Origin of the sequence: Ornithinibacillus proteolyticus, from assembly GCF_039581225.1 — a bacterium.
GTDB lineage: Bacteria > Bacillota > Bacilli > Bacillales > Amphibacillaceae > Ornithinibacillus > Ornithinibacillus massiliensis.
The window spans coordinates 40,593-60,554 of record NZ_JBCPXV010000010.1; the positions used below are offsets into that span (position 1 = coordinate 40,593).

Consider the following 19,962-nt stretch of genomic DNA (forward strand, 5'->3'; position numbering starts at 1 on the left):
GAAAAGGAACAGGAAACCATCCTGTCCCAATTTAAGCCGCTTTCTGTTTCCGCTGCAACAGAACCGCAACGATGACAATGACACCTTTAAATGCTTCTCTTAAATAAGGTGGTACACCAAATAGATTTAATAAATTATTCATAACAGCAATAATCAGCATTCCATATACTGTCCCAAGAATAAACCCTCTTCCTCCAAGCATATTTGTGCCACCAACAACCGCTGCAGCAATTGCATCCATTTCCATCCCTCTCCCCGCATTAGAGAAGTCCATCGAACCGATACGAGATACTTGAATAATCGCAGCAATCGATACGAGAAGCCCCATTAGGCTATAAACACGAAGCTTCACCTTATTCACATTAACACCAGATAGCTTAGCTGCCCGTTCATTAGACCCAACCGCAATAATCTGCCGCCCGAATATAGTCCGCTTCGATACGTAATAGAGAATTGCCGCAATAATAATCCAATAAACAATTGGCATAATCATATAATTACCAATCTTAAAACTTGAAATCTGTAAAAATTCTGTTGGAACGGTTGTATTATATCCTTGGGCAAAATGCTGGGTAACACTTCGAAAAATCATCATCGCACCCAATGTAGCAATAAATGGCGGAACCATTCCCTTTGTAATGGTAACACCGATTAAAGTGCCTAATAAATAGCCAAAAGCCATCACGAGAACAACGGTTAGTATAATAGCCGGAACTCCAGTGATACCAACTGAACTAAGAATTCCCTGTGCCCCAGTATCTAATAAATACATAGCAAAAGCACCTGTAATAACTAAAGTAGAACCAACTGATAGATCAATTCCCCCTGTCATAATGACAAAGGTCATCCCTAACGCAACAATTCCAACACCTGCATTATTGCGTAGAATATTTATCCAGTTATTCGTCCAAGCTTGGAACCATTCACCGAAGGAATTATAGTCAAATCCAAGTGTCAATGTTTGTAATATAACCATAATAATAAGGGCAATAAGAATACTAAATAACGGATCGTTCTTCCATTTCCACTTAATCCATCTAATGAATGTTCTATTCTCTGTTATATCCCCTGTACTATCTACCTTAGGTTCCATTTCTGGTTTCATTTCGGATGTACCCCCTTTACTTCCTCAAGCTTCCCGCCTGTAGCCAGCCTCATAATGGTATGTTCATTCATTTCATCACCTGTGACTTCCCCTTGAATTACGCCATGATACATAACCAATGCTCGATCACATACACGAATAATCTCTTGTGCTTCACTAGATAAAACGATGACTGCAATATTTTCTTCCGCTAGTTTTAAAATAATATCGTAAATATCCTCCTTGGCCCCTACATCTACTCCTTGTGTCGGATTATCCAATATAAGAACCTTAGGATTGGCAGCGAGCCATTTCGACAGGACGACTTTCTGCTGATTCCCTCCTGAAAGGCTTGTAATACTATCGGTTAATTGGTCCATTTTAATCCTCAGATTATCTCGGTGGCCTTCAAACATTTGTTTATGTCTTGCTCGATTGATCACACCCCGCTTCGCAAACTTAGGCCACGTAACAATCGATGCATTTTCAAGAATATCCATATCCTTTATAATCGCGTTCTCCTTCCGATTTCTTGGAAGATAGGCAATTCCTTGTTTAATTGCTTGATATGTACTACGAATGGTTACTTCCTCTCCATTCAAAAATATTTTTCCTAACGTATACTGTTCAGCCCCAAAGATAGCTTGAAATAATTCACTTCGCCCATCACCAAGAAGACCTGTTACTCCTACTATTTCACCAGCATGTATCGAAAAGCTTATATCGCGAAAGTGGTGTTCCTCTGTTAAAGCTTCAATTCGCAACACCTCTTCCCCTATTTCTTCTTTATCCTTATCTCTTCTTAATGATTCTGTCCGCACATCAAAGCCAACCATAAAGCTAGCTAATTCGTTTTTCGTAACATTTTTTACAGTACCTTCAGATACCAATTTTCCATCTCTTAACACAACATAACGATTACAAATTTCCATTACTTCATTTAATTTATGAGATATAAAAATAATGCCAACACCGTGTTCTGCGAGTGTTCTCATCATCCCAAAGACTCTTTCAATTTCAGATTCTGTTAAGGATGTAGTAGGCTCATCCATGATAATAATAGAGGCATTCATCATCATAGCTCTGCAAATTTCAACGATTTGCTTATAAGACGCATCTAGCTCCCCTACCATCTTCCCAGGATCTAGATCCACATTCATTTTGTTAAACATCTCGTTTGTTCGGTCATACATCTGATTTAAGTCTAAACTTCCATGCTTCGTCCTTAATTCTCGCCCAAGAAACATATTTTCATAGACAGGTAAATCATTGATAAGATTTAATTCCTGATGAATAAAAGCAATTCCCGCTTCCATAGAATCGACAGGCGAATGGAATGCTATCTCCTCGCCATCCACCAGTATAGTTCCGGCATCCATCGGAATAATACCACCAAGGATATTCATCAACGTCGACTTACCAGCCCCATTCTCACCAAGCAATGCACAAATCTCTCCCCCCTTTAACGAGAAGGAAACTTCCTTCAACACATCATTACTTCCGAAGGATTTAACTATATTTTTCATCTCAATTCTCATGCCATCACTTCCAAGTAATTTTATAAAAAAAGCTATAAAAAGAAACTATAAATAAAAGTCTTCATTTATCCGGTCTAGCTTTTTCATACCAAGTAAGAAAATGGACCAATTAGAAAGAAGAGGATGGAAGTGTGCTAAATGAAATGCAAAATCCAAATTTATACCCCAACTCTGGAAAATATATCGTTACCACTGAAAATAATGCATGGTGATCCTTACCAGTCGATAGTCCAATATATATCCGATAACTATTACGAATACTAACTTAAGCGTTAGGGTTTTCCTTTCATCTACCTGCTGCTTTCCAGCCTCTTCTTGTTCACTTATTTCATCACGTTAGATAAATTAAATCCCAAATCGCAAGTGTACCAGACAACATTTTAATAAGGAGACTCTGCATCCAGAAACTCTTCATAATTATCCCGATCTACTACAGTAGTAGGAATAATTGTCTCCTTCTCTACATCCTCACCCTTTAATATCTTAACTGCTGTATCCACTGCATCCTGAACCATCGCCGGGCTATAAAGCGCAGATTGAATCCAAATGTCCTCATTCTCTGGCATCATGTTAAAATACTCTTGCATGCCACCACCACCTGTTACTACTTGGATATCCGATCTACCAGCCTCATCAATTGCCTGTAATACACCAATCGAAGTCTCATCATCTAACGAGAACACGGCATCAATATGATTTAAGCTTGTTAGAATATCAGCAAAATCCTTCAAACCATCTTCTCTCGTAAATTGTGTCGCATACGTATGCAGGTTTATATCTGGTGCAATCTCTTCGATAGTGTCCAGAAATCCTCCTGTTCTTAGTTCAGATACAGAACCAGATGAAGGCACTTCTAGAATAACAACTTCACCTTCCGTTCCAATCTTATCTACAATATAGTTAGCACCTTGCACACCCATATCATAGTTATCACCTGCAACACGATAGACATCATCCACATCAATGACGATATCGAAATTCACTACTTTTATTCCTTCATCTAATGCACGTTGAATCGGAACTTCCATTCCTTCCCATTGTGGGAAAGCTACTATTGCCTCAGCTCCCCATGTAATAAGATCATCTAATTGGGAAGTCATTTCTGATGCGTCACTACTCGTATAAATTTGATACTCTATTTCATCAGATAATTCTTTCGCACGATTTTCTGCATGATAAGCTACAGCCGCTACCCAACCGTGTGTAACAGCAGGTGCAAGAATACCGACTTTGTACTTATCGCCAGTACCCTCATCCCCTGACGTATTGTCAGCTCCACAGGCAGCAAGCACTGGCACTATGACTAGCACAAGTAAAATAAACACCTTCACAAACTTTCTCATTTCCTAACCCCCTAAAATATAGTAAAAATAATGAAACCAATGTTTATCAAACCTTTACTACTTGATTCGTCTTCAGTGATGTCTCTACTGCCTCTAGAAGCCTTATGACATATAAAACATCTGCTAACGGAACCATGCTATTTACTTGATTATTTTCTATGCAATCTATAAAATAACGAAGCTCTGCTTGGAACGCATTTTCTTGTTGAATTAGGATATCTGTTTTACTTCCTTCATCATAAACAGTAAAGTTGCTTCCTTTAATCTGATCAATATTCTCTGAAGCCTTCAGTTCGAAATCGATTGTTTGCTTGCTCCCTTGAATGCGAAAAGCCATTGTAAATGGGTAACCTTCTGGCATTCGATGAGACGCTTCGATAAATGCCTTTGCTCCACCTTTAAAAGAAAGCGTTGTCATTATATGATTCCATGCACCAAACGGATTCTGTGTTCCTACTGCGTACACGCTGTCAACTTCGCCAAGCAAGTAATAAACGAAATCGATATCATGTAAATGTAAATCGTATAAAGCGCCACCACTTTTTTCTGGATGTTGGAACCATGTACTCCATGAAGGCAATTGCCCTAGACGCCTAGCGTGAACAATCTCCACATGATCTACATACTTTTTTCCCTGATAATCCTTAATTGTTTGATACTCAGGCCAAAATCTCAGCACCTGCCCAACAAATAATCGCACACCATGTTGCTGAACTTCCTCATAAATGCGATCTGCACTGGCCTTTGTGAGAGTTAGTGGTTTCTCACAAATAATATGCTTCTTTGCTTGTGCTGCTTTTATGATAAACTCTTCATGTAAATACGTAGGCACGCATAAATCTATCACATCGATAGATTCATCATTTAATAACGCATCGTAATCTGAAACGAAAGGAATTGATGAGCACGCTTTCGCATCATGTTTATGTTTTATACAAATAGCGGCAACCTTTACATTCTCCATTTGCCGATAAGCCTCAAGATGACTTTTTCCAATAAACCCTAGTCCTACAAGGGCTACTCTCTTCATTGCCTTCACTCTTTCAATCTAGTTTTTTTGATGACTGATGAAGGATTTTTATTCTGTATGTAATCCATTACAATAGTAAGGGAATTTTATCCTTGAAGTATTTTTTCAATTACCTTCAATGATGCAATCGCCTCTCGACTCGTAACAGGGGAAGCTTTCTCATTTACAATACAATCAATGAATGCATCAATGACACCCGTACTAGTTTGATTATCATTGGTTTGTAGCTGCTCCATTTCATATTTCACAACCGTTCCATCACGCATTTCTACAATCAGCTGTGCATTGGGGTCGTGATAGAGTTTAATTATTCCTTTTTGACAGTAAATCGTTGTGGAATTATCCTCTACTCCATAATAGGTCCAAGAAAAAGTGGCCGTCCCAAGCCTACCTTGTTTCGTTTTTAGCGCACAAACAACATTATCTGGAACCTCGATAGGATTTCCATTCTCATCTACTTTATCAAGTGAACCGGAAAAGGATTTTACATCTACAATTTCATCATCAAGTAGCCAATGAATGAGGTCAATCTTATGAATCCCTAAATCACCTGCAACCCCAGAATAGGAACGATCCTTTTGGAAAAACCAGGTTGCATTCGATTTCGTAACGCCCCAGCTTTCTGGCCCCTCATGTCCGAAGGTAGTTTTAAATGTTAAGACCTCACCCAATTCTTTATTGGCAATGATTTCTTTTGCTTTTATATGTGCCTTAGTAAACCGTTGATTATGATCAAGCATGAGGATTTTTCCTGACGTTTTCTCTGCTTCGACAATTTCTTCTGCATGTGCCACACTTATAGCTAGTGGCTTTTCACACAATACATGCTTGCCCTGCAAAAGCGCTTTAGTGGTATGAATGTGATGGGCTTCATTAGAGGAGCAATCACTAATAGCAACGATGGAAGGATCATTTAACAGCTCCTCTAAACTCGTTGCAACCCGCCCGCCAAACGCTAAAGCAAGACTCTCTGCACGCTCGATATTTCGATCATAAAAAACAATCTCCTCCACATGTGGATTCGCTTTATATTCTGGAGCATGTCGGAACCTTGTAATAGATCCGCATCCGATGATACCTACATTAAACCCCATCAGCAAAACCTCCCTCTTTGGTGAAAATCACTGGTACTATCCCATCGTGGATTCACGAATAATTAATTCATGATCCAATACGATATTTTCCACCCGCTCCCCCTTCATACTATTCAACAGCATATCTGCTGCCGTACAGCCCATGTTATACATTGGCTGGGATACCGTTGTTAGAGTCGGGTTCGTCATACTTGAAAAACTAATATTATCAAAACCGACAACTGCAATTGGCTCCATCGCTCTCAATTCCATATTGATTGCCTTCAATGCGCCTATAGCCAATGTATCAGAAACCGCAAACACTGCAGTCGGTTTTTCTTCTTGTTGAAGTAGCATGCGCATCGCATGAACACCATGCTGAAAATCTAATCCCTTCGTATGATATATCCATTCCTCACGAATTGGTAAACTAAATTCCTTTAACGCTCGCTCGAATCCTGCACGTCGTTGTCGAGCATAGAGAAATTTTTCATCCGAATTGATTAGCGCAATCTTTTCATTGCCAAGCTGAATTAAATGCTTTACCGCTTGATAAGCAGCTAGCTCACTATCAACGGTCACATATGGAATACAACCACCCTCTTCATATTCACTACAAAGGATGACGGGATGGCTTTCCGCTAATTCTTTTAGTTTTTTCATATTGATGGTTGGATCCATCGAAATTACACCATCAGCAAGCTTGTTCTTTACCATATTAAAGTAAATATTTTCTCGCTCTGGTCTTGAATCTGTTTCACATAACAGAATATTATACCCTTTAGCAATCACCGTATCTTGAATGCCGTTAATAATTTCGGAATAAAATGGATTAGAGAAGGTCGGTAATAATACTAAGATAAGACGACTCTCTGAATTTCGTAAATTCCTTCCTAGCATGCTCGGTTGATAATTTAATTCTTTGATCGCGCTCTCCACTTTACTTCTAGTTTTTGGTGATACGGTAGGTGCATTATTTAATACCCTGGACACCGTTGCAACAGAAACACCTGCCCGCTCGGCGATTTGATGTATATTTGCCATGATGATTCCTACTTTCAGTTCATTCTAAATGTAATCGATTACAATTTGATTGTAGAGTTATAAGAATTGTTTGTCAATAATGAATTGACTATTTTTTTATAAAATTATATTGATTTTGATTACTTTTATGTATAATGAATGTAACGGATTACATTTTTAGGAGGTTTTTTACATGAAGTTAGGCGTCTTTACCGTACTATTTTCCGATAAAAGTCTTGAAGATATGTTAGATTATGTTGTCGCAAAAGGAATCGAAGCAGTCGAGTTAGGTACAGGTGGATACCCAGGAAATGCTCACTGCTCATTAGATGAACTACTAGATGACCAAGAGAAGCAAGCGGATTTTCTAAATAAGATTAATGATCGCGGATTGATTGTAAGCGCTTTAAGTTGTCATGGTAACCCACTTCACCCACAAAAACAGATCGCAAAAGAAGCAGATGAAACACTGACAAAAACAATTAAACTAGCTAGCCAACTAGGTATTCCAGTAGTCAATACCTTCTCAGGCTGTCCAGGGGACCATGAAGATGCAAAATACCCAAACTGGCCAGTAGCACCGTGGCCAAATGACTTTCAAGAAATTTTAACGTGGCAATGGGAACAAAAGCTCATTCCTTATTGGAAGGAAAAAGCAGCCTTTGCCGAGAAGCATCATGTAAAAATTGGTCTTGAACTCCACGGGGGATTTTCTGTACATACACCTGCAACACTATTACGACTACGAGAAGCATGTGGACCGGCCATTGGAGCAAATCTGGACCCAAGTCATATGTGGTGGCAAGGCATTGACCCAATTGAGGCCATTAAAATACTTGGTAGGGAAAATGCTATTCATCACTTCCATGCCAAGGATACGATTATCGACCAACCGAATACGAACAAAAATGGCTTAACCGATATGACCCCCTATTCTGACTTGCAAAATCGTGCATGGTATTTTCGTACAGTAGGATTCGGTCATGACGGAAAAGAATGGGCTGATATGATTAGCACACTTCGCCTTTACAGCTATGATTACGTTGTAAGTATTGAACACGAAGACGGACTAATGTCGATAGAAGAAGGCTTCACAAAAGCCATCCAAACCTTAAAAGCCGTTATGGTGAAAGAGTCTATTGAAGATATGTGGTGGACGTAATAGCTTACTAACAACCTTTTCATTAAAAACGAGAACAGCCTACTAGTCCCATGAAGTCATGGGGAAACCGGTGGGCTGTTTGGTGAGCTTACAGTATTTTTAAAAATCTCTACGCTGCTCTTTCCTTTAATAAATCTTCTATGGTTCGAAAAATGCCAAAGCCATCCGCCGTACACACATACTAAACCAAACATAAAAAGACACCAACTGCCGTAGTGGTGTGAGCAGTTCGTGTCCTTTTATCTTAAGTAGGGGGTATATATCATAAACCAGAAAACAACTAATGAAGAGTAATCCTTACTACAATTTATATTATAAATACCATTTATTAGTAGAATATAAACCCTCTGTAAACTCTTTGTTAACTATTACAATTTAGTAGATCTACTAGACGGAACTAAAATAAACTCTTGGCCATCATGGATTTTCTATACATGGATAGGTTTCATATCAAGCAAAGTAATATGTATTCAAACACTACTATGAATTTTTATGAAGCACATTCAAATTGAGTGATTTTTTTCACTTCATGTATAATGGAGAAGGGGGCTTCACATGAATGTCACATTTAACATCGCAGGAGATCAATCCATTCTAGTTACTTTCTCTCGACAACATATTCGTAATGAAACTAGTAAAGCCGTTCGAAAACTTGCAGAGCTCGTTGAACAAAAAAAGGTAGTAGGAATGGAAGAGGTAATTCTAGGTTATTCCAGCCTACTCGTTCACTATAATCCAATGAAAATTACTTATGAGTCCATGCTTCAAATACTGAAAGAGCTCCTTCAGCAAATCGACTTATCCAAAAGAGAACAGACTAACCAAGTCGAAATTCCTGTCTTATACGGTGGAACGCTTGGTCCTGATTTAGCTGACGTAGCCCATTACCATCATTTATCCGAAGAAGAAGTGATTCGAATTCACACCACGCCTAGCTATACTGTAAACTTCTTAGGATTTACACCAGGGTTTCCATTTTTAAGTGGCTTATCTAGTAAAATCGCAACTCCTAGACTAGAAAATCCACGGGCACGGATTCATGCAGGGAGTGTCGGGATTGCCAACAACCAAACCGGTATCTACCCAGTAATTAGTCCAGGAGGTTGGCGATTAATCGGCCATACGCCGATAACGTTATATGACCCACAAAAAAATAATCCTTTTTTACTCTCACCTGGTGATAGGGTTACATTTAAAGCAATTACAACGGAAGAATATGATCAACTCATTCGCCAACAGCAAGGTGGTGGTTCCTATATTTGAAGTATTGAAACCCGGTCTTCTCACGACCATACAAGATTTAGGTAGAAAAGGCTATCAAAAATATGGTCTTGCAGTCTCCGGCGCCGCGGATTCCTATGCACATCGAATAGCCAATCTTCTCGTTGGAAACAGCGTACAGGAGGCAACAATAGAAACAACGCTAGTCGGCTTACAATTAAAGGCACGGAATAATATGATCATCGCCATCACCGGTGGTAATCTACAACCCGAAGTAAATAACCAACCCGCGCCGATGTGGACTTCATTCCCTATTCAAGCAGGCGATATACTGAAATTTAATGGAAGTTTATCCGGATGCCGGGCATATGTTGCGGTGGCTGGAGGTATTAACGCCGAAATGGTAATGGGCAGTAGAGCGACTGATATAATTGGCGCGATAGGCGGGATAGAAGGAAGAGCCTTAAGAAAAGGCGACATCATTAAAACCTTTCCCCGATCGTCTAACTGTCCTATTAGAAGAAGATTACTGCCAAGCCTAATTCCGGAATATCCCAACCATATCAAGGTACGGGTTGTACTTGGCCCTCAGGATGATGCATTTACTACGAGGGGTATCAATACGTTTCTCTCCTCTGAATATACAGTATCAATAGCATCTGATCGTATGGCTTGTCGTTTGGAGGGACCAGTTATCGAGCACAGAAAAAGCGCTGATATTGTTTCAGAAGGAATGTTCCATGGAGCCATACAAGTTCCACAAAATGGCCAACCCATTCTTTTCCAAGTAGGTAGACAAAGTGTAGGCGGCTATACGAAAATTGCCGGAGTCATCACGGCAGATTTTCCTAAGGTAGCACAGCTTAGACCTAAGGACCGAATTACGTTTGAATGTGTTACGCTAACGGAAGCACACGCGATACTTCGTGAACAAGAAAGACTGTTCCAACTTCTAAAAGCAAGCAATACTAAAAAGGAGGTTTACCATGCAAAGAAGACAGATTGATCTAAACTGTGACATGGGAGAAGGCTTTGGTGCCTATCAATTAGGAAATGATGATGACGTAATTAAGCTCGTATCCTCTGTAAACATCGCCTGTGGATACCATGGTGGTGACCCCGATGTAATGGACCATACCGTTGCAATGGCAAAGAAATATAATGTCGGTATCGGAGCACATCCTGGATTTCCAAATCTACTCGGATTTGGCCGTTGGAACATGGATATACCGTCTAAGACATTAACTAATCTGATTATCTATCAAATTGGGGCACTTGATATCTTTTGCCGAAAGCATGGCGTAACCATGCAGCATGTAAAGCCACATGGCAACTTAAACAACATGGCAGATACAGATACAATGATTGCAACATCCATTATCGATGCTGTCCAATCTATTAATCCCGAGCTCCCTATATATGTTAAACCAAACTCAGAATTAGAAAAAGTAGCCAACGAAAAGGGACAGCCTATCGTATTAGAGTTATTTGCGGATAGAGCCTATAACAAGGATCTAACGTTAGTACCAAGAAGCCACGTAGGATCGGTAATAACAGACCCACATCAAGTTGCCATGAATGTGTTAAAAATGGTGACGGAGAACCATATTACGACTATTACTGGTGAGAAAATATCAGTAGAAGGACAAACAATTTGTGTACATGGTGATACACCATCTGCTGTGGAGATGATTCGCGTAATCCGGGAAAAACTGGAAGGGAATCAGATAATGATTGCTTCTTCTAACTAATGAAAAATTCAACTTAATAGCCCGTTTCTATGAGAATTCAAGGTCTTTATAATATCGTAAGGTTATACATATACATCTAAATTTTGAAATTTATAAGGATGATTAGTTAGTTGGATAATAATAATACCTTACATTCAACAAAAACAGCTATGAAATCCTAAATCTATACCACCCTAGGATTTCATAGCTACTTTCACTCACCACACTAAAACTCGTCCAATACTTCTCCAGTATCGCCATCAATTATTTTACCTTCAACTAATTTTTCGCTTTGCGCATTAATTGTTAAAATGGCCTTTTGGTTGTCATCATTCCCCAACTGAATTTCCCATAATTCCGCTCCTAGCTGATTCTCATTTATAGGAATGAATTGGGCTGAGATAACTTCTTCAAATTCAGCAGGTGCGAATTCTTTTGCCTTTTCAATTGCCTTGTCTCGATTCATTGGTTGATTTAAAAGTAAGCCCACAACTAAGATGACGGATAGCACTGCAACTATCGTCCATGGACCTCTGTTATTCGTTTCTTTTTCCAATCTATACCCCTCAAATTTTCTGTTTATTTTATTTTCTTTATTCTACCACACTTTGTTGTAGTGGTTAAAATCAAGTGTAGGTAATTCTTTAAAAAACAAATTGAAGTCATATCGGTTTAGATAGTGAAACTCATTTAAGTCATTTTCTATTCGATTATATGGTAGAATTATAATAAACGGAATTTTGCGTATTTTTAACTCGCAGAAATACAGGATACTTTATGGAAAGGATGCGGACAAGTGAAAAAGTGGGTTACCATTATAGTAATTGTCATCATCGTAATAGCCGCTGTGCAATTATTACTTCCCGAGATTGACTCTGCGACAACTTTTCAATCTGATGAAGATACCATATTAGGTAATGATTCAACCATAATTACGGAACATACAGAAAGTCAAGCGACCTTAGCAGCAAAGGCATTTTCAAAAGATGATACGTTATATCGTTCTATCTCTCCAGAACAAGATATGGAAAACGAACCTTTCCTCCCCATTAAACTCAGGGATTCTGGAATAAATGTTAAAGAGATACAAATTCTACTTCAAAAATTTGGCTACGACATTCTTGCAGACGTTAATCTTAATCCCCAAACAGAAAAAGCTGTGAAAAGCTTTCAGTCCCACGTACAACTCGAACCTAATGGAATAGTGGATGAGACTACCTATAACAAACTACAATCCTTGGAACCTAGCAATTTAGCAGAACTAGAAGCAAAAAAATAGATTAGAAGAAAAGAAGAAAAACGAAGCGAAAGCACAGGAAGTATACATTCCAGTTCCTACCATCATGCAAAAACCAGAATTACCAAATGGGTGCGAGATAACTTCCTTAACAAGTGTACTAAACTATTATGATTATCAAGTATCCAAAACGAACATGGCGAGATGGAGAGGGTAGGAGTCAAGTTGTGGTACAGCATTGTAAAACGTTATTGTTAACCTTTTCTGCTAAAGCTTGCCCTTTTTCAGAAGGACCTGCTATCATTAATGCGCGATAATATGTAACTTGTTCATCCGAAGCTTCTGTCGGTTTATTATCATTCCAATCCTTAGCGTCTTCTGAATCAATACTTAAGCCGGCACGAGTTGAAGTTAAGATAACCTCTGCACCATCATCATATAATACATAGGTACCACCAGGGATTAGACCAACGTCAATAGTTCCAGCTGATAGCCCTTCCCCAACTGCTTCATAATTCGTACCTACTGTTATCTCTACTTCATTGATATCATAACCTAAGGTTGCTAATTCCTCTTTTAATAAATTCTTCAGTGGTTCTGTTGCTGTAATAATTTCATCAGGCTCTCTCGATGGAACGAATCCAATTGATAACCTTTCAATGGCTTGATTACTAGAGCCTTCCTCAGAATTATTATTTGGATTTTTTCCTTATTTGATTCTACATCATCCGAAGATCCACATGCCGCTAGCAAGCTAATAAACATACCAACCACGATGACATACAATAATTTTTTCAATTTATTTCCCCCATAATCATATTGTGTTAACGGATTTAATTATAATGCTAGAATATGAAGTTTATATGAGATACTTGTAAAAAAAACTTCATAGCATAATAGAAAGAGCTACTAGCTCTTTTAAAGTTTGGGGTGTACTTGATCCTTCTATGGAATTACTCCGCTGGCACGAGTAGCATTCCCCCCCACCTTATTCAGTCTCGTTTCATGGAATATTCCATCTACCCAATCCATACATTTGGTTGGTTCCAGAAAGAAAGCGGAAAAAGGGTACAGAGAATGTCTGTCTGTTACCTTTTTGAGAGATTGATGCAAGAAAAGGGCACAGAGAGTGTTCGTCTGTTACCTTTTTGACTGATTGATGCAGAAAAAGGGTACAGAGAGCGGGTGTCTGTTACCTTTTTGACTGATTGATGCGGAAATAGGGCACAGAGAGCGTCTGTCTGTTACCTTTTTGACTGATTGATGAGCAAAAGGGCACAGAGAATTTCTGTCTGTTACCTTTTTGAGAGATTGATGCCGAAAAAGGGCACAGAGAGTGGCTGTCTGTTACCTTTTTACAAGATTGATGCGGAAAAAGGGTACAGAGAGCGGGGGTCTGTTACCTTTTTGAGAGATTGATGCGGAAAAAGGGCACAGAGAGTGGCTGTCTGTTACCTTTTTGACTGATTGTTGCAGCAAAAGGGCACAGAGAGTGTTCGTCTGTTACCTTTTTGAGAGATTGAATCAGAAAAAGGGCACAGAGATCGGGTGTCTGTTACCTTTTTGAGAGATTGATGCCGAAAAAGGGCACAGAGAGTGTGCATCGATGCCCTTTTTGAGAGAATGAAGCAGAAAAAGAGAACAGAGGGAGGCTGTCAGTGCCCTAAAAAAGGAAAGATTCTCTCCTAAAGTAAGGACTGTACCTCCCTCTAATAGATAAAAAAAGCACTAAGACATCATAAGATGCGCCTTAGTGCTAAAGTAGTTTTATTTTGTTACCAACGAAAGAAACATCTTCCCAATATTAATAATCGCACGTTCATCTACATCGAACTTCGGATGATGATGCGGATAATCACCAGCTAACGCCTCACTTCGACCACCGACAGTAAAGTAAACAGCGGGAATTTCCTTCGTATAAAAGGCAAAGTCCTCACTACCCATCATTGGTGCATCCGTCGATAGGTTCTCTTCACCAAACAATCCTTTAGCAACTTCCTCTACTCGCTTTGTCTCTTCCGGATCATTATAAATAGATGGACAATCTTTAATATATTCATAATCTACTTTCGCGCCATTTTGTGCACAGGTAGATCGTGTAACACTTTCCAATGCTTCCTCAATGATTGTGCGTGCCTCTTCATCAAATGTACGAACTGTTCCTTTTATGACCGCTGTATCTGGAATAATATTATTTGCTTCCCCACTAACAAATGAACCAACCGTTACAGCTGCTGCTTGTTGTGGATCAACACGGCGACTCACGATTTGTTGCAAATTAACGACGAGTTGACTACCTGTGACTAGTGGATCAACCGTTAGATGTGGCTGTGAACCATGTCCACCTTTTCCATAAATCGTAATATTAAAATCATCCTGTGCAGAAGAGAAGTAACCTTCTTTCACACTTACTGTCCCTAAATCTTCCGTAGACATCACATGGGCACCATAAATGACATCAACACCGTCCAAACAACCATCCTTAATCATCGGTACTGCTCCACCTGGGGTAGCTTCTTCAGCAAACTGATGAATGAATTTCACTGTTCCAGGAATCTGATCCTTATATTCACTTAATACTTTAGCAACCCCAAGTAGTGAAGCAGTGTGTAAATCATGTCCACATGCATGCATCACACCGGGCACACGAGATTGAAAGGCAAGTCCGGTTTCCTCTTGAATTGGTAAGGCGTCAAAGTCCGCACGTAACGCAATCGTTTTACCAGGTTTACCACCCTTTAATGTTCCAACGACACCTCTTCCGCCGACCTCTGTTCTCACTTCGATTCCTAGACTTTCTAAATATGCCGCTATCTTTTTAGGCGTATTCACTTCCTGATGCGAAAGCTCTGGATACATATGAAAATCACGACGAAGCTCCACTAACTCTGGATAAATTTCTTCTAATCTAGTAAATAATGATTCTAGCATAGTATATTCCTCCGATGTCTTACTGGTTAACTCGTTTATAAATATGTTCTATCTATTATACCCTTTTTGATAAAATTCTGCCCTATTTCTCTCTCCCCAAAAGTGGGTGATGGATGGAATAAACCCTTTATCCCAACCCATCACGAGCACTGATGAACGTAGCTATTCTTCCTGTTACTATCTTACAATCTGTCCATGTAAGTTTAATCTCACACGGACAATTCCCTCTTACTTGGTAGCCTTATAAAACTACTTACCAAATAAATAAATGCGCTACCGTTACAAATATTGCCCCTAGAGCATATTGAATTAATACTAATGGTAGAATCCATTTCAACCATTTAATCCAAGGAATTTTCGCGAGTGCTAATGAAGCCATTAGCACACCAGCTGTCGGTGTGAAAACGTTCGAAATTCCATCACCATATTGGAACGCAAGTACTGCAGTTTGGCGACTAACCCCTAATAAATCACTAAGTGGAGCCATAATTGGCATACTAATTGCTGCCTGTCCACTTCCAGAAGGAACAATAAAGTTTAATACACTTTGTACGACGAACATACCAATAGCTGCAAGTGCTGTAGGTAAGTCCGCAACTAGATTGGAAACAAAATAAAGAATAGTATCAATCGTATTAGAATCTTGTAGAATTCTTAAAATACCATATGCAAAGCCAACAATTAATGCCCCTTGTACCATTTCTTCACAGCCTTTTACAAAGGCATTAGCAATCTCATTCATTCTAAATCTAGCAATAATCCCTACAACAATCCCCATGATGACAAATAATGCTGCGATTTCAGTAATATACCAACCTTGTGTAATAACCCCTACAGCAAGTCCAACTAGTGTCAGCGCAAGAACAACTAAAATTGCTACCTGGCGCTTTGTTAGTCCTTGACTACTTTGATCATCAAGGCTAATATCACGTTTTTTATCTTCTTCATACATTAAGCTGATAGTCGGATCTTTTCTTACTTTTCTTGCATAGATCATCACATAAGCAATAGCTACAGCAACAAAGATAAGCCAGAAAACAATACGAACTCCCATTCCAGAGAATGTTGGTAAGCCAGCAATTCCTTGGGCAACTCCTACAGTAAATGGATTCATAAACGCCGATCCAAAACCAGCATATACCCCAACTAATATCATTGCTGTACCTGTCATCGAGTCAAATCCCATACGTAATGCAAGTGGTACCGCAATTAAAATAAATGGAATAACTTCTTCTGCCATTCCCCAAGAACCACCGCAAATCGCTAAAAATAGCATAATAACTGGGATCAAAAAGATCTCTTTCCCATTTGGTTTTTTCGTAAGGGAACCAAATGCTGCTTCGATTGATTTCGTTGCAGCTAATATTCCAAACGAACCACCAACGATAAAGATAAAGAATATTATCTCCGCTGCATCAACCATTCCTAGATGCAACGATTCAAATAACTGCATAAAGCCTGTTGGGGTAGATTCAATTGTTTGATAGGTTCCATCAGCTACAATCGTACGACCGTTTTCATCTACTACACGCTCATATTGTCCTGCTGGAATTAAGTAAGTCGTAATAGCTGTAATAATCATTAAGCCAAATAAAATAATAAAGCTATGTGGAAATTCAAATTTTTTCCGTGTTTTTGGTGAGTTTTTGCTCATGATGCACATCCCTTTCTATAAATAACTTTTTTGGGTGTGCATAGAAAACTTGAGAGAGGTATGATTGAGGTCTTTTGTTATGAGTAACGTTCCGCTAGCTGGGGTATAGCAAACGAACAAGACTAAACAAAAAAGACAACGAATAGGAAAATAACCTACCATTGTCTTTACACAATACGTTATCCTCCATCCTGATCAGTAGTTCTCCATGCACTAAAATTGCATGACAGTATGCTTCTTATTCAGAAGACACACCAGCAATAATGAATTTGACCTTCATTACGCTTCGGCAAATAATCCTTTCAGGCAATCCTCATCGATGTCATACTCCGATTGCTTACTCTTATTACCCGCACCTCTACCTCATCGAATGACAAGGTTCAATATGAAATTGAAATATAGTTCACTATATTACCAGAATAAAGCGATTTGTCAACTCTTACTTTTCCTTACCGATATCCACGTCCCGTAGCACCCACCAAAATGCCACCACTATTCCAGCAAGTATCACTAGAAATGGTGCAATAAAGATTAAAAATACATCCATAAACCATCACCTCAATGTTCCTGTTTTGATTTTCCACTGACATACTCCTTATTAAACAAGAAAAGCCGAAGCAATAAATATAACGATGGAATCAATAGAGCCAGCCCAGCAATAAATGCAATGATAAGCGCAATGGCCATCGCTTCATTCGTAAAACTGTCATACAGGGTTACATGTGGATATAATAAATACGGATAATGTGAAATACCATACCCATAGAAGGCAAATGCAAACTGTCCAATGAGAAGAACAAAGGCTACCCCATAGTTCTTCCTTCTCCAAACAAGCCACACCGTCCCCACAAATAATAATCCTGAAATGACAAACATCCACCAAAGCCCTAGAAGACGGTCATAATGTTCTGGATTGTGAAATCGAAGCTCATAAATAATTCCACCAGCAGTAATAATCGTTGGCAATGCCCAGATTAAGGCATAGCGGCGAAGTAAAGCGGTTGCGGGCTTGTCCTGTGCTTTATTCGCATACCAGGTAAGGAATACGGCAGAAATATAAAGTACACTTGAAATACTTAACACGACAATACTCCAAGTCAATGGGCTACTAAACAACGCCCAATAATCGAGAACCGGATTCCCATTCTGCATCAATACAAAACCACCTTCCGATATTGTCAATACAATGGATAATGCACTAGGCAAGAGAAGTCCGGATAATCCATACATGAATGCATAGCCTTTATGGGAACGAGAGCCGTATGTTTCAAATGCATAATAAGAACCCCGAATCGCTAAAAGTACAATCGCAATACTTACCGGTACAAGTAATGTTGTCCCATAATAAAATGCCGTTTTCGGAAAAAATCCAACAACACCAACGAAAAAGAAAACCAGAAATACATTGGTCACTTCCCAAACGGGTGATAAATAACGCTGGATGATTTTCGTTAAAATATGCTGTCTATTCGTAAAGAGACCATAAGCATTGAAAAATCCTGCTCCGAAGTCTATCGATGCAATTAAAATATACCCGAAGAGAAATGTCCATAGTACAACGATTCCGATAATCTCTAGGTCTATACTCATGATGGAACATCTCCTTTTCGTTCTGCTAGTTCTCTTTCCACCGGGTTCTTACGGAACATTCTGGTCAAAATAACAATAGATCCAATCCCAAGAATTACGTACAACCCGCAGAATAAAAGAAGCATAATATCCACATCTCCATTGGTTGTCGCTCCTTCTTGTGTACGCATAATTCCACGAAGAATCCATGGCTGTCTACCAACCTCTGCCAGCCACCAACCCGCTTCGATGGCAATAATCGCTAATGGTCCACCTAACACGATTAACCAGCGAAATAGCCTTTTATCCACAAAGGACCAGCCTCGATACTTGCCGAAAATGTAAATAAAGGAAATGGCAATCATCAGCATGCCTACACCAACCATAATATTAAATAAATAGTGGATATAAAGCGGTGGTATTTCATCTTCTGCAAATTGATCCAACCCAATGACTTCTGCTGTTGGTGAACCATGTGCAAGGATACTTAATGCATAGGGGATTCTTAACGCATACTGTACTTCCCCTTCATCGTTCATCATACCTAAGAGAATAAGTTCTGCAGCTTCACTCGTTTCAAAATGCCACTCTGCAGCAGCCAATTTTTCCGGCTGGTATTCTGCTAAGTATTTACCCGATAAATCTCCCGTGATCAGTATCGCAATAGTAAAAACAAATCCTACCTTCATCGTTAGAAGGAGTGCCTTTTTGTGATAAACATGATTGGAACCCTTTATCAAACGAAAGGCAGCAATCGAAGCAAGTACGAAGGCAGAAGTCATATAGGCAGTCCCGACCACATGGGAAACTTTAGTCGGCATTGCTGGATTAAACATCGCTAAGATTGGATTGGCATTCACAATCTCTCCATTTACCAAATCAAATCCTTGAGGTGCGTTCATAAACGCATTAACAATCGTAATAAATACAGCTGAAAATGACGCCCCAATCGCAACAGGAATTAACAGCAATAAATGCTTTCGCTGATTTTCAAATCGATCCCATGTGTATAGATAAATTCCTAAAAATATAGCTTCAAAGAAGAAAGCAAATGTTTCCATAAAAAGCGGTAGTGCTATAACATTTCCAGCTAGCTCCATAAAATTCGGCCATAGTAAAGAAAGCTGTAACCCAATTGCCGTACCAGTAACGACACCAACGGCAACCGTAATAATAAAGCCTCTTGTCCATCTCCTTGCCAACAATATATAATGCTCATCATGTTTCTTAATCCCAACCCAATGTGCAATCATAATCATTAACGGAACCCCGACCCCAAGAGTTGCATAAATAATATGAAAGGTTAGCGTGACCTCCGTTAAGATTCTACTGTAGTAAACCGCTTCCTCGTTAATCAATAATTTCCC

The 19,962-nt window shown here is 39.2% G+C and carries 20 protein-coding genes and 1 riboswitch; of the genes, 6 read left to right on the forward strand and 14 right to left on the reverse strand.

What is annotated here, in order from left to right; genetic code table 11:
• Positions 1–31 precede the first annotated feature (31 nt).
• The 6 genes from AAIB49_RS06850 to AAIB49_RS06875 all read right to left on the reverse strand — a co-directional run bounded on the left by AAIB49_RS06850 (position 32) and on the right by AAIB49_RS06875 (position 7,112).
• Positions 32–1,105 carry an ABC transporter permease gene (locus AAIB49_RS06850; protein WP_186870721.1) on the reverse strand — a complete coding sequence of 358 codons (1,074 nt, stop codon included), beginning with the start codon at positions 1,103–1,105 and terminating at the stop codon, positions 32–34.
• A complete protein-coding gene (locus AAIB49_RS06855) occupies positions 1,102–2,622 on the reverse strand; it encodes a sugar ABC transporter ATP-binding protein (protein ID WP_343457590.1) in 1,521 nt (506 codons plus the stop codon). The genes AAIB49_RS06850 and AAIB49_RS06855 overlap by 4 nt, the downstream gene beginning before the upstream one ends.
• A gap of 380 nt (positions 2,623–3,002) precedes the next feature.
• On the reverse strand, positions 3,003–3,965 hold the full coding sequence (locus AAIB49_RS06860; RefSeq protein ID WP_211742547.1) for an ABC transporter substrate-binding protein: 963 nt from the start codon (positions 3,963–3,965) through the stop codon (positions 3,003–3,005).
• Positions 3,966–4,011: 46 nt separating this feature from the next.
• A complete protein-coding gene (locus AAIB49_RS06865; protein ID WP_343457591.1) occupies positions 4,012–4,995 on the reverse strand; it encodes a Gfo/Idh/MocA family protein in 984 nt (327 codons plus the stop codon).
• An 86-nt stretch (positions 4,996–5,081) separates the two neighbouring features.
• Positions 5,082–6,089 carry a Gfo/Idh/MocA family protein gene (locus AAIB49_RS06870; RefSeq protein ID WP_186870717.1) on the reverse strand — a complete coding sequence of 336 codons (1,008 nt, stop codon included), beginning with the start codon at positions 6,087–6,089 and terminating at the stop codon, positions 5,082–5,084.
• A gap of 36 nt (positions 6,090–6,125) precedes the next feature.
• The gene (locus tag AAIB49_RS06875) at positions 6,126–7,112 is read right to left on the reverse strand and encodes a LacI family DNA-binding transcriptional regulator (RefSeq protein WP_211742545.1); all 987 of its coding nucleotides are present in this window, start codon (positions 7,110–7,112) and stop codon (positions 6,126–6,128) included.
• Positions 7,113–7,284: 172 nt separating this feature from the next.
• Here AAIB49_RS06875 and AAIB49_RS06880 point away from each other — a divergent pair, with 172 nt between their 5' ends.
• From AAIB49_RS06880 to AAIB49_RS06895, 4 genes are all read left to right on the forward strand, one after another.
• The gene (locus tag AAIB49_RS06880) at positions 7,285–8,253 is read left to right on the forward strand and encodes a sugar phosphate isomerase/epimerase family protein (RefSeq protein ID WP_343457592.1); all 969 of its coding nucleotides are present in this window, start codon (positions 7,285–7,287) and stop codon (positions 8,251–8,253) included.
• A gap of 555 nt (positions 8,254–8,808) precedes the next feature.
• Positions 8,809–9,516: a 5-oxoprolinase subunit PxpB gene (gene pxpB, locus AAIB49_RS06885; RefSeq protein WP_343457593.1), complete on the forward strand. Its 708-nt coding sequence runs from the start codon at positions 8,809–8,811 to the stop codon at positions 9,514–9,516.
• A complete protein-coding gene (locus AAIB49_RS06890) occupies positions 9,470–10,480 on the forward strand; it encodes a 5-oxoprolinase subunit C family protein (protein ID WP_343457594.1) in 1,011 nt (336 codons plus the stop codon). Before pxpB ends, AAIB49_RS06890 begins: the two co-directional genes overlap by 47 nt.
• Positions 10,461–11,225, forward strand: a complete 765-nt coding sequence (locus AAIB49_RS06895; RefSeq protein ID WP_339213481.1) for a LamB/YcsF family protein — start codon at positions 10,461–10,463, stop codon at positions 11,223–11,225. The genes AAIB49_RS06890 and AAIB49_RS06895 overlap by 20 nt, the downstream gene beginning before the upstream one ends.
• Before the next feature lie 205 nt (positions 11,226–11,430).
• Here the strand turns inward: AAIB49_RS06895 and AAIB49_RS06900 are convergent, their stop codons facing one another.
• A complete protein-coding gene (locus AAIB49_RS06900; RefSeq protein ID WP_339213480.1) occupies positions 11,431–11,760 on the reverse strand; it encodes a hypothetical protein in 330 nt (109 codons plus the stop codon).
• A 240-nt stretch (positions 11,761–12,000) separates the two neighbouring features.
• Between AAIB49_RS06900 and AAIB49_RS06905 the strand changes: the two genes are divergently transcribed.
• Entirely contained in the window at positions 12,001–12,483 is a 483-nt protein-coding gene (locus AAIB49_RS06905; RefSeq protein ID WP_343457595.1) for a peptidoglycan-binding domain-containing protein, read from the forward strand.
• Positions 12,484–12,544: 61 nt separating this feature from the next.
• Positions 12,545–12,658 (forward strand): C39 family peptidase, encoded by a 114-nt coding sequence (locus AAIB49_RS06910; protein WP_343457617.1) that lies wholly within the window; start codon positions 12,545–12,547, stop codon positions 12,656–12,658.
• Between the two features lie 3 nt (positions 12,659–12,661).
• Here AAIB49_RS06910 and AAIB49_RS06915 read toward each other — a convergent pair whose 3' ends face one another.
• The 7 genes from AAIB49_RS06915 to AAIB49_RS06940 form a co-directional block, all read right to left on the reverse strand.
• On the reverse strand, positions 12,662–13,102 hold the full coding sequence (locus AAIB49_RS06915) for a PhnD/SsuA/transferrin family substrate-binding protein (protein WP_343457618.1): 441 nt from the start codon (positions 13,100–13,102) through the stop codon (positions 12,662–12,664).
• Positions 13,030–13,239 (reverse strand): hypothetical protein, encoded by a 210-nt coding sequence (locus AAIB49_RS06920; RefSeq protein ID WP_343457596.1) that lies wholly within the window; start codon positions 13,237–13,239, stop codon positions 13,030–13,032. The genes AAIB49_RS06915 and AAIB49_RS06920 overlap by 73 nt, the downstream gene beginning before the upstream one ends.
• A 969-nt stretch (positions 13,240–14,208) precedes the next feature.
• The gene (locus tag AAIB49_RS06925) at positions 14,209–15,372 is read right to left on the reverse strand and encodes a M20 metallopeptidase family protein (RefSeq protein ID WP_339213473.1); all 1,164 of its coding nucleotides are present in this window, start codon (positions 15,370–15,372) and stop codon (positions 14,209–14,211) included.
• Between the two features lie 253 nt (positions 15,373–15,625).
• On the reverse strand, positions 15,626–17,026 hold the full coding sequence (locus AAIB49_RS06930) for a YfcC family protein (RefSeq protein WP_343457597.1): 1,401 nt from the start codon (positions 17,024–17,026) through the stop codon (positions 15,626–15,628).
• Positions 17,027–17,217: 191 nt separating this feature from the next.
• Positions 17,218–17,395, reverse strand: a riboswitch (Lysine riboswitch).
• 70 nt (positions 17,396–17,465) lie between these two features.
• On the reverse strand, positions 17,466–17,573 hold the full coding sequence (gene cydS, locus AAIB49_RS19965) for a cytochrome bd oxidase small subunit CydS family protein (protein ID WP_445254503.1): 108 nt from the start codon (positions 17,571–17,573) through the stop codon (positions 17,466–17,468).
• Between the two features lie 11 nt (positions 17,574–17,584).
• Positions 17,585–18,610 (reverse strand): cytochrome d ubiquinol oxidase subunit II, encoded by a 1,026-nt coding sequence (locus tag AAIB49_RS06935; protein WP_339217917.1) that lies wholly within the window; start codon positions 18,608–18,610, stop codon positions 17,585–17,587.
• 2 nt (positions 18,611–18,612) lie between these two features.
• Complete coding sequence (locus AAIB49_RS06940; RefSeq protein ID WP_339213469.1) at positions 18,613–19,953, reverse strand: cytochrome ubiquinol oxidase subunit I; 1,341 nt, start codon at positions 19,951–19,953, stop codon at positions 18,613–18,615.
• Positions 19,954–19,962: the final 9 nt, after the last annotated feature.

Excerpts from the sequence above, each read along its gene's own strand:
- AAIB49_RS06850 (WP_186870721.1), bottom strand. The coding sequence starts at position 1,105 with ATGAAACCAGAAATGGAACCTAAGGTAGATAGTACAGGGGATATAACA.
- AAIB49_RS06855 (WP_343457590.1), bottom strand. The coding sequence starts at position 2,622 with ATGAGAATTGAGATGAAAAATATAGTTAAATCCTTCGGAAGTAATGAT.
- AAIB49_RS06860 (WP_211742547.1), bottom strand. The coding sequence starts at position 3,965 with ATGAGAAAGTTTGTGAAGGTGTTTATTTTACTTGTGCTAGTCATAGTG.
- AAIB49_RS06865 (WP_343457591.1), bottom strand. The coding sequence starts at position 4,995 with ATGAAGAGAGTAGCCCTTGTAGGACTAGGGTTTATTGGAAAAAGTCAT.
- AAIB49_RS06870 (WP_186870717.1), bottom strand. The coding sequence starts at position 6,089 with ATGGGGTTTAATGTAGGTATCATCGGATGCGGATCTATTACAAGGTTC.
- AAIB49_RS06875 (WP_211742545.1), bottom strand. The coding sequence starts at position 7,112 with ATGGCAAATATACATCAAATCGCCGAGCGGGCAGGTGTTTCTGTTGCA.
- AAIB49_RS06880 (WP_343457592.1), top strand. The coding sequence starts at position 7,285 with ATGAAGTTAGGCGTCTTTACCGTACTATTTTCCGATAAAAGTCTTGAA.
- pxpB (WP_343457593.1), top strand. The coding sequence starts at position 8,809 with ATGAATGTCACATTTAACATCGCAGGAGATCAATCCATTCTAGTTACT.
- AAIB49_RS06890 (WP_343457594.1), top strand. The coding sequence starts at position 9,470 with ATGATCAACTCATTCGCCAACAGCAAGGTGGTGGTTCCTATATTTGAA.
- AAIB49_RS06895 (WP_339213481.1), top strand. The coding sequence starts at position 10,461 with ATGCAAAGAAGACAGATTGATCTAAACTGTGACATGGGAGAAGGCTTT.
- AAIB49_RS06925 (WP_339213473.1), bottom strand. The coding sequence starts at position 15,372 with ATGCTAGAATCATTATTTACTAGATTAGAAGAAATTTATCCAGAGTTA.
- AAIB49_RS06930 (WP_343457597.1), bottom strand. The coding sequence starts at position 17,026 with ATGAGCAAAAACTCACCAAAAACACGGAAAAAATTTGAATTTCCACAT.
- cydS (WP_445254503.1), bottom strand. The coding sequence starts at position 17,573 with ATGGATGTATTTTTAATCTTTATTGCACCATTTCTAGTGATACTTGCT.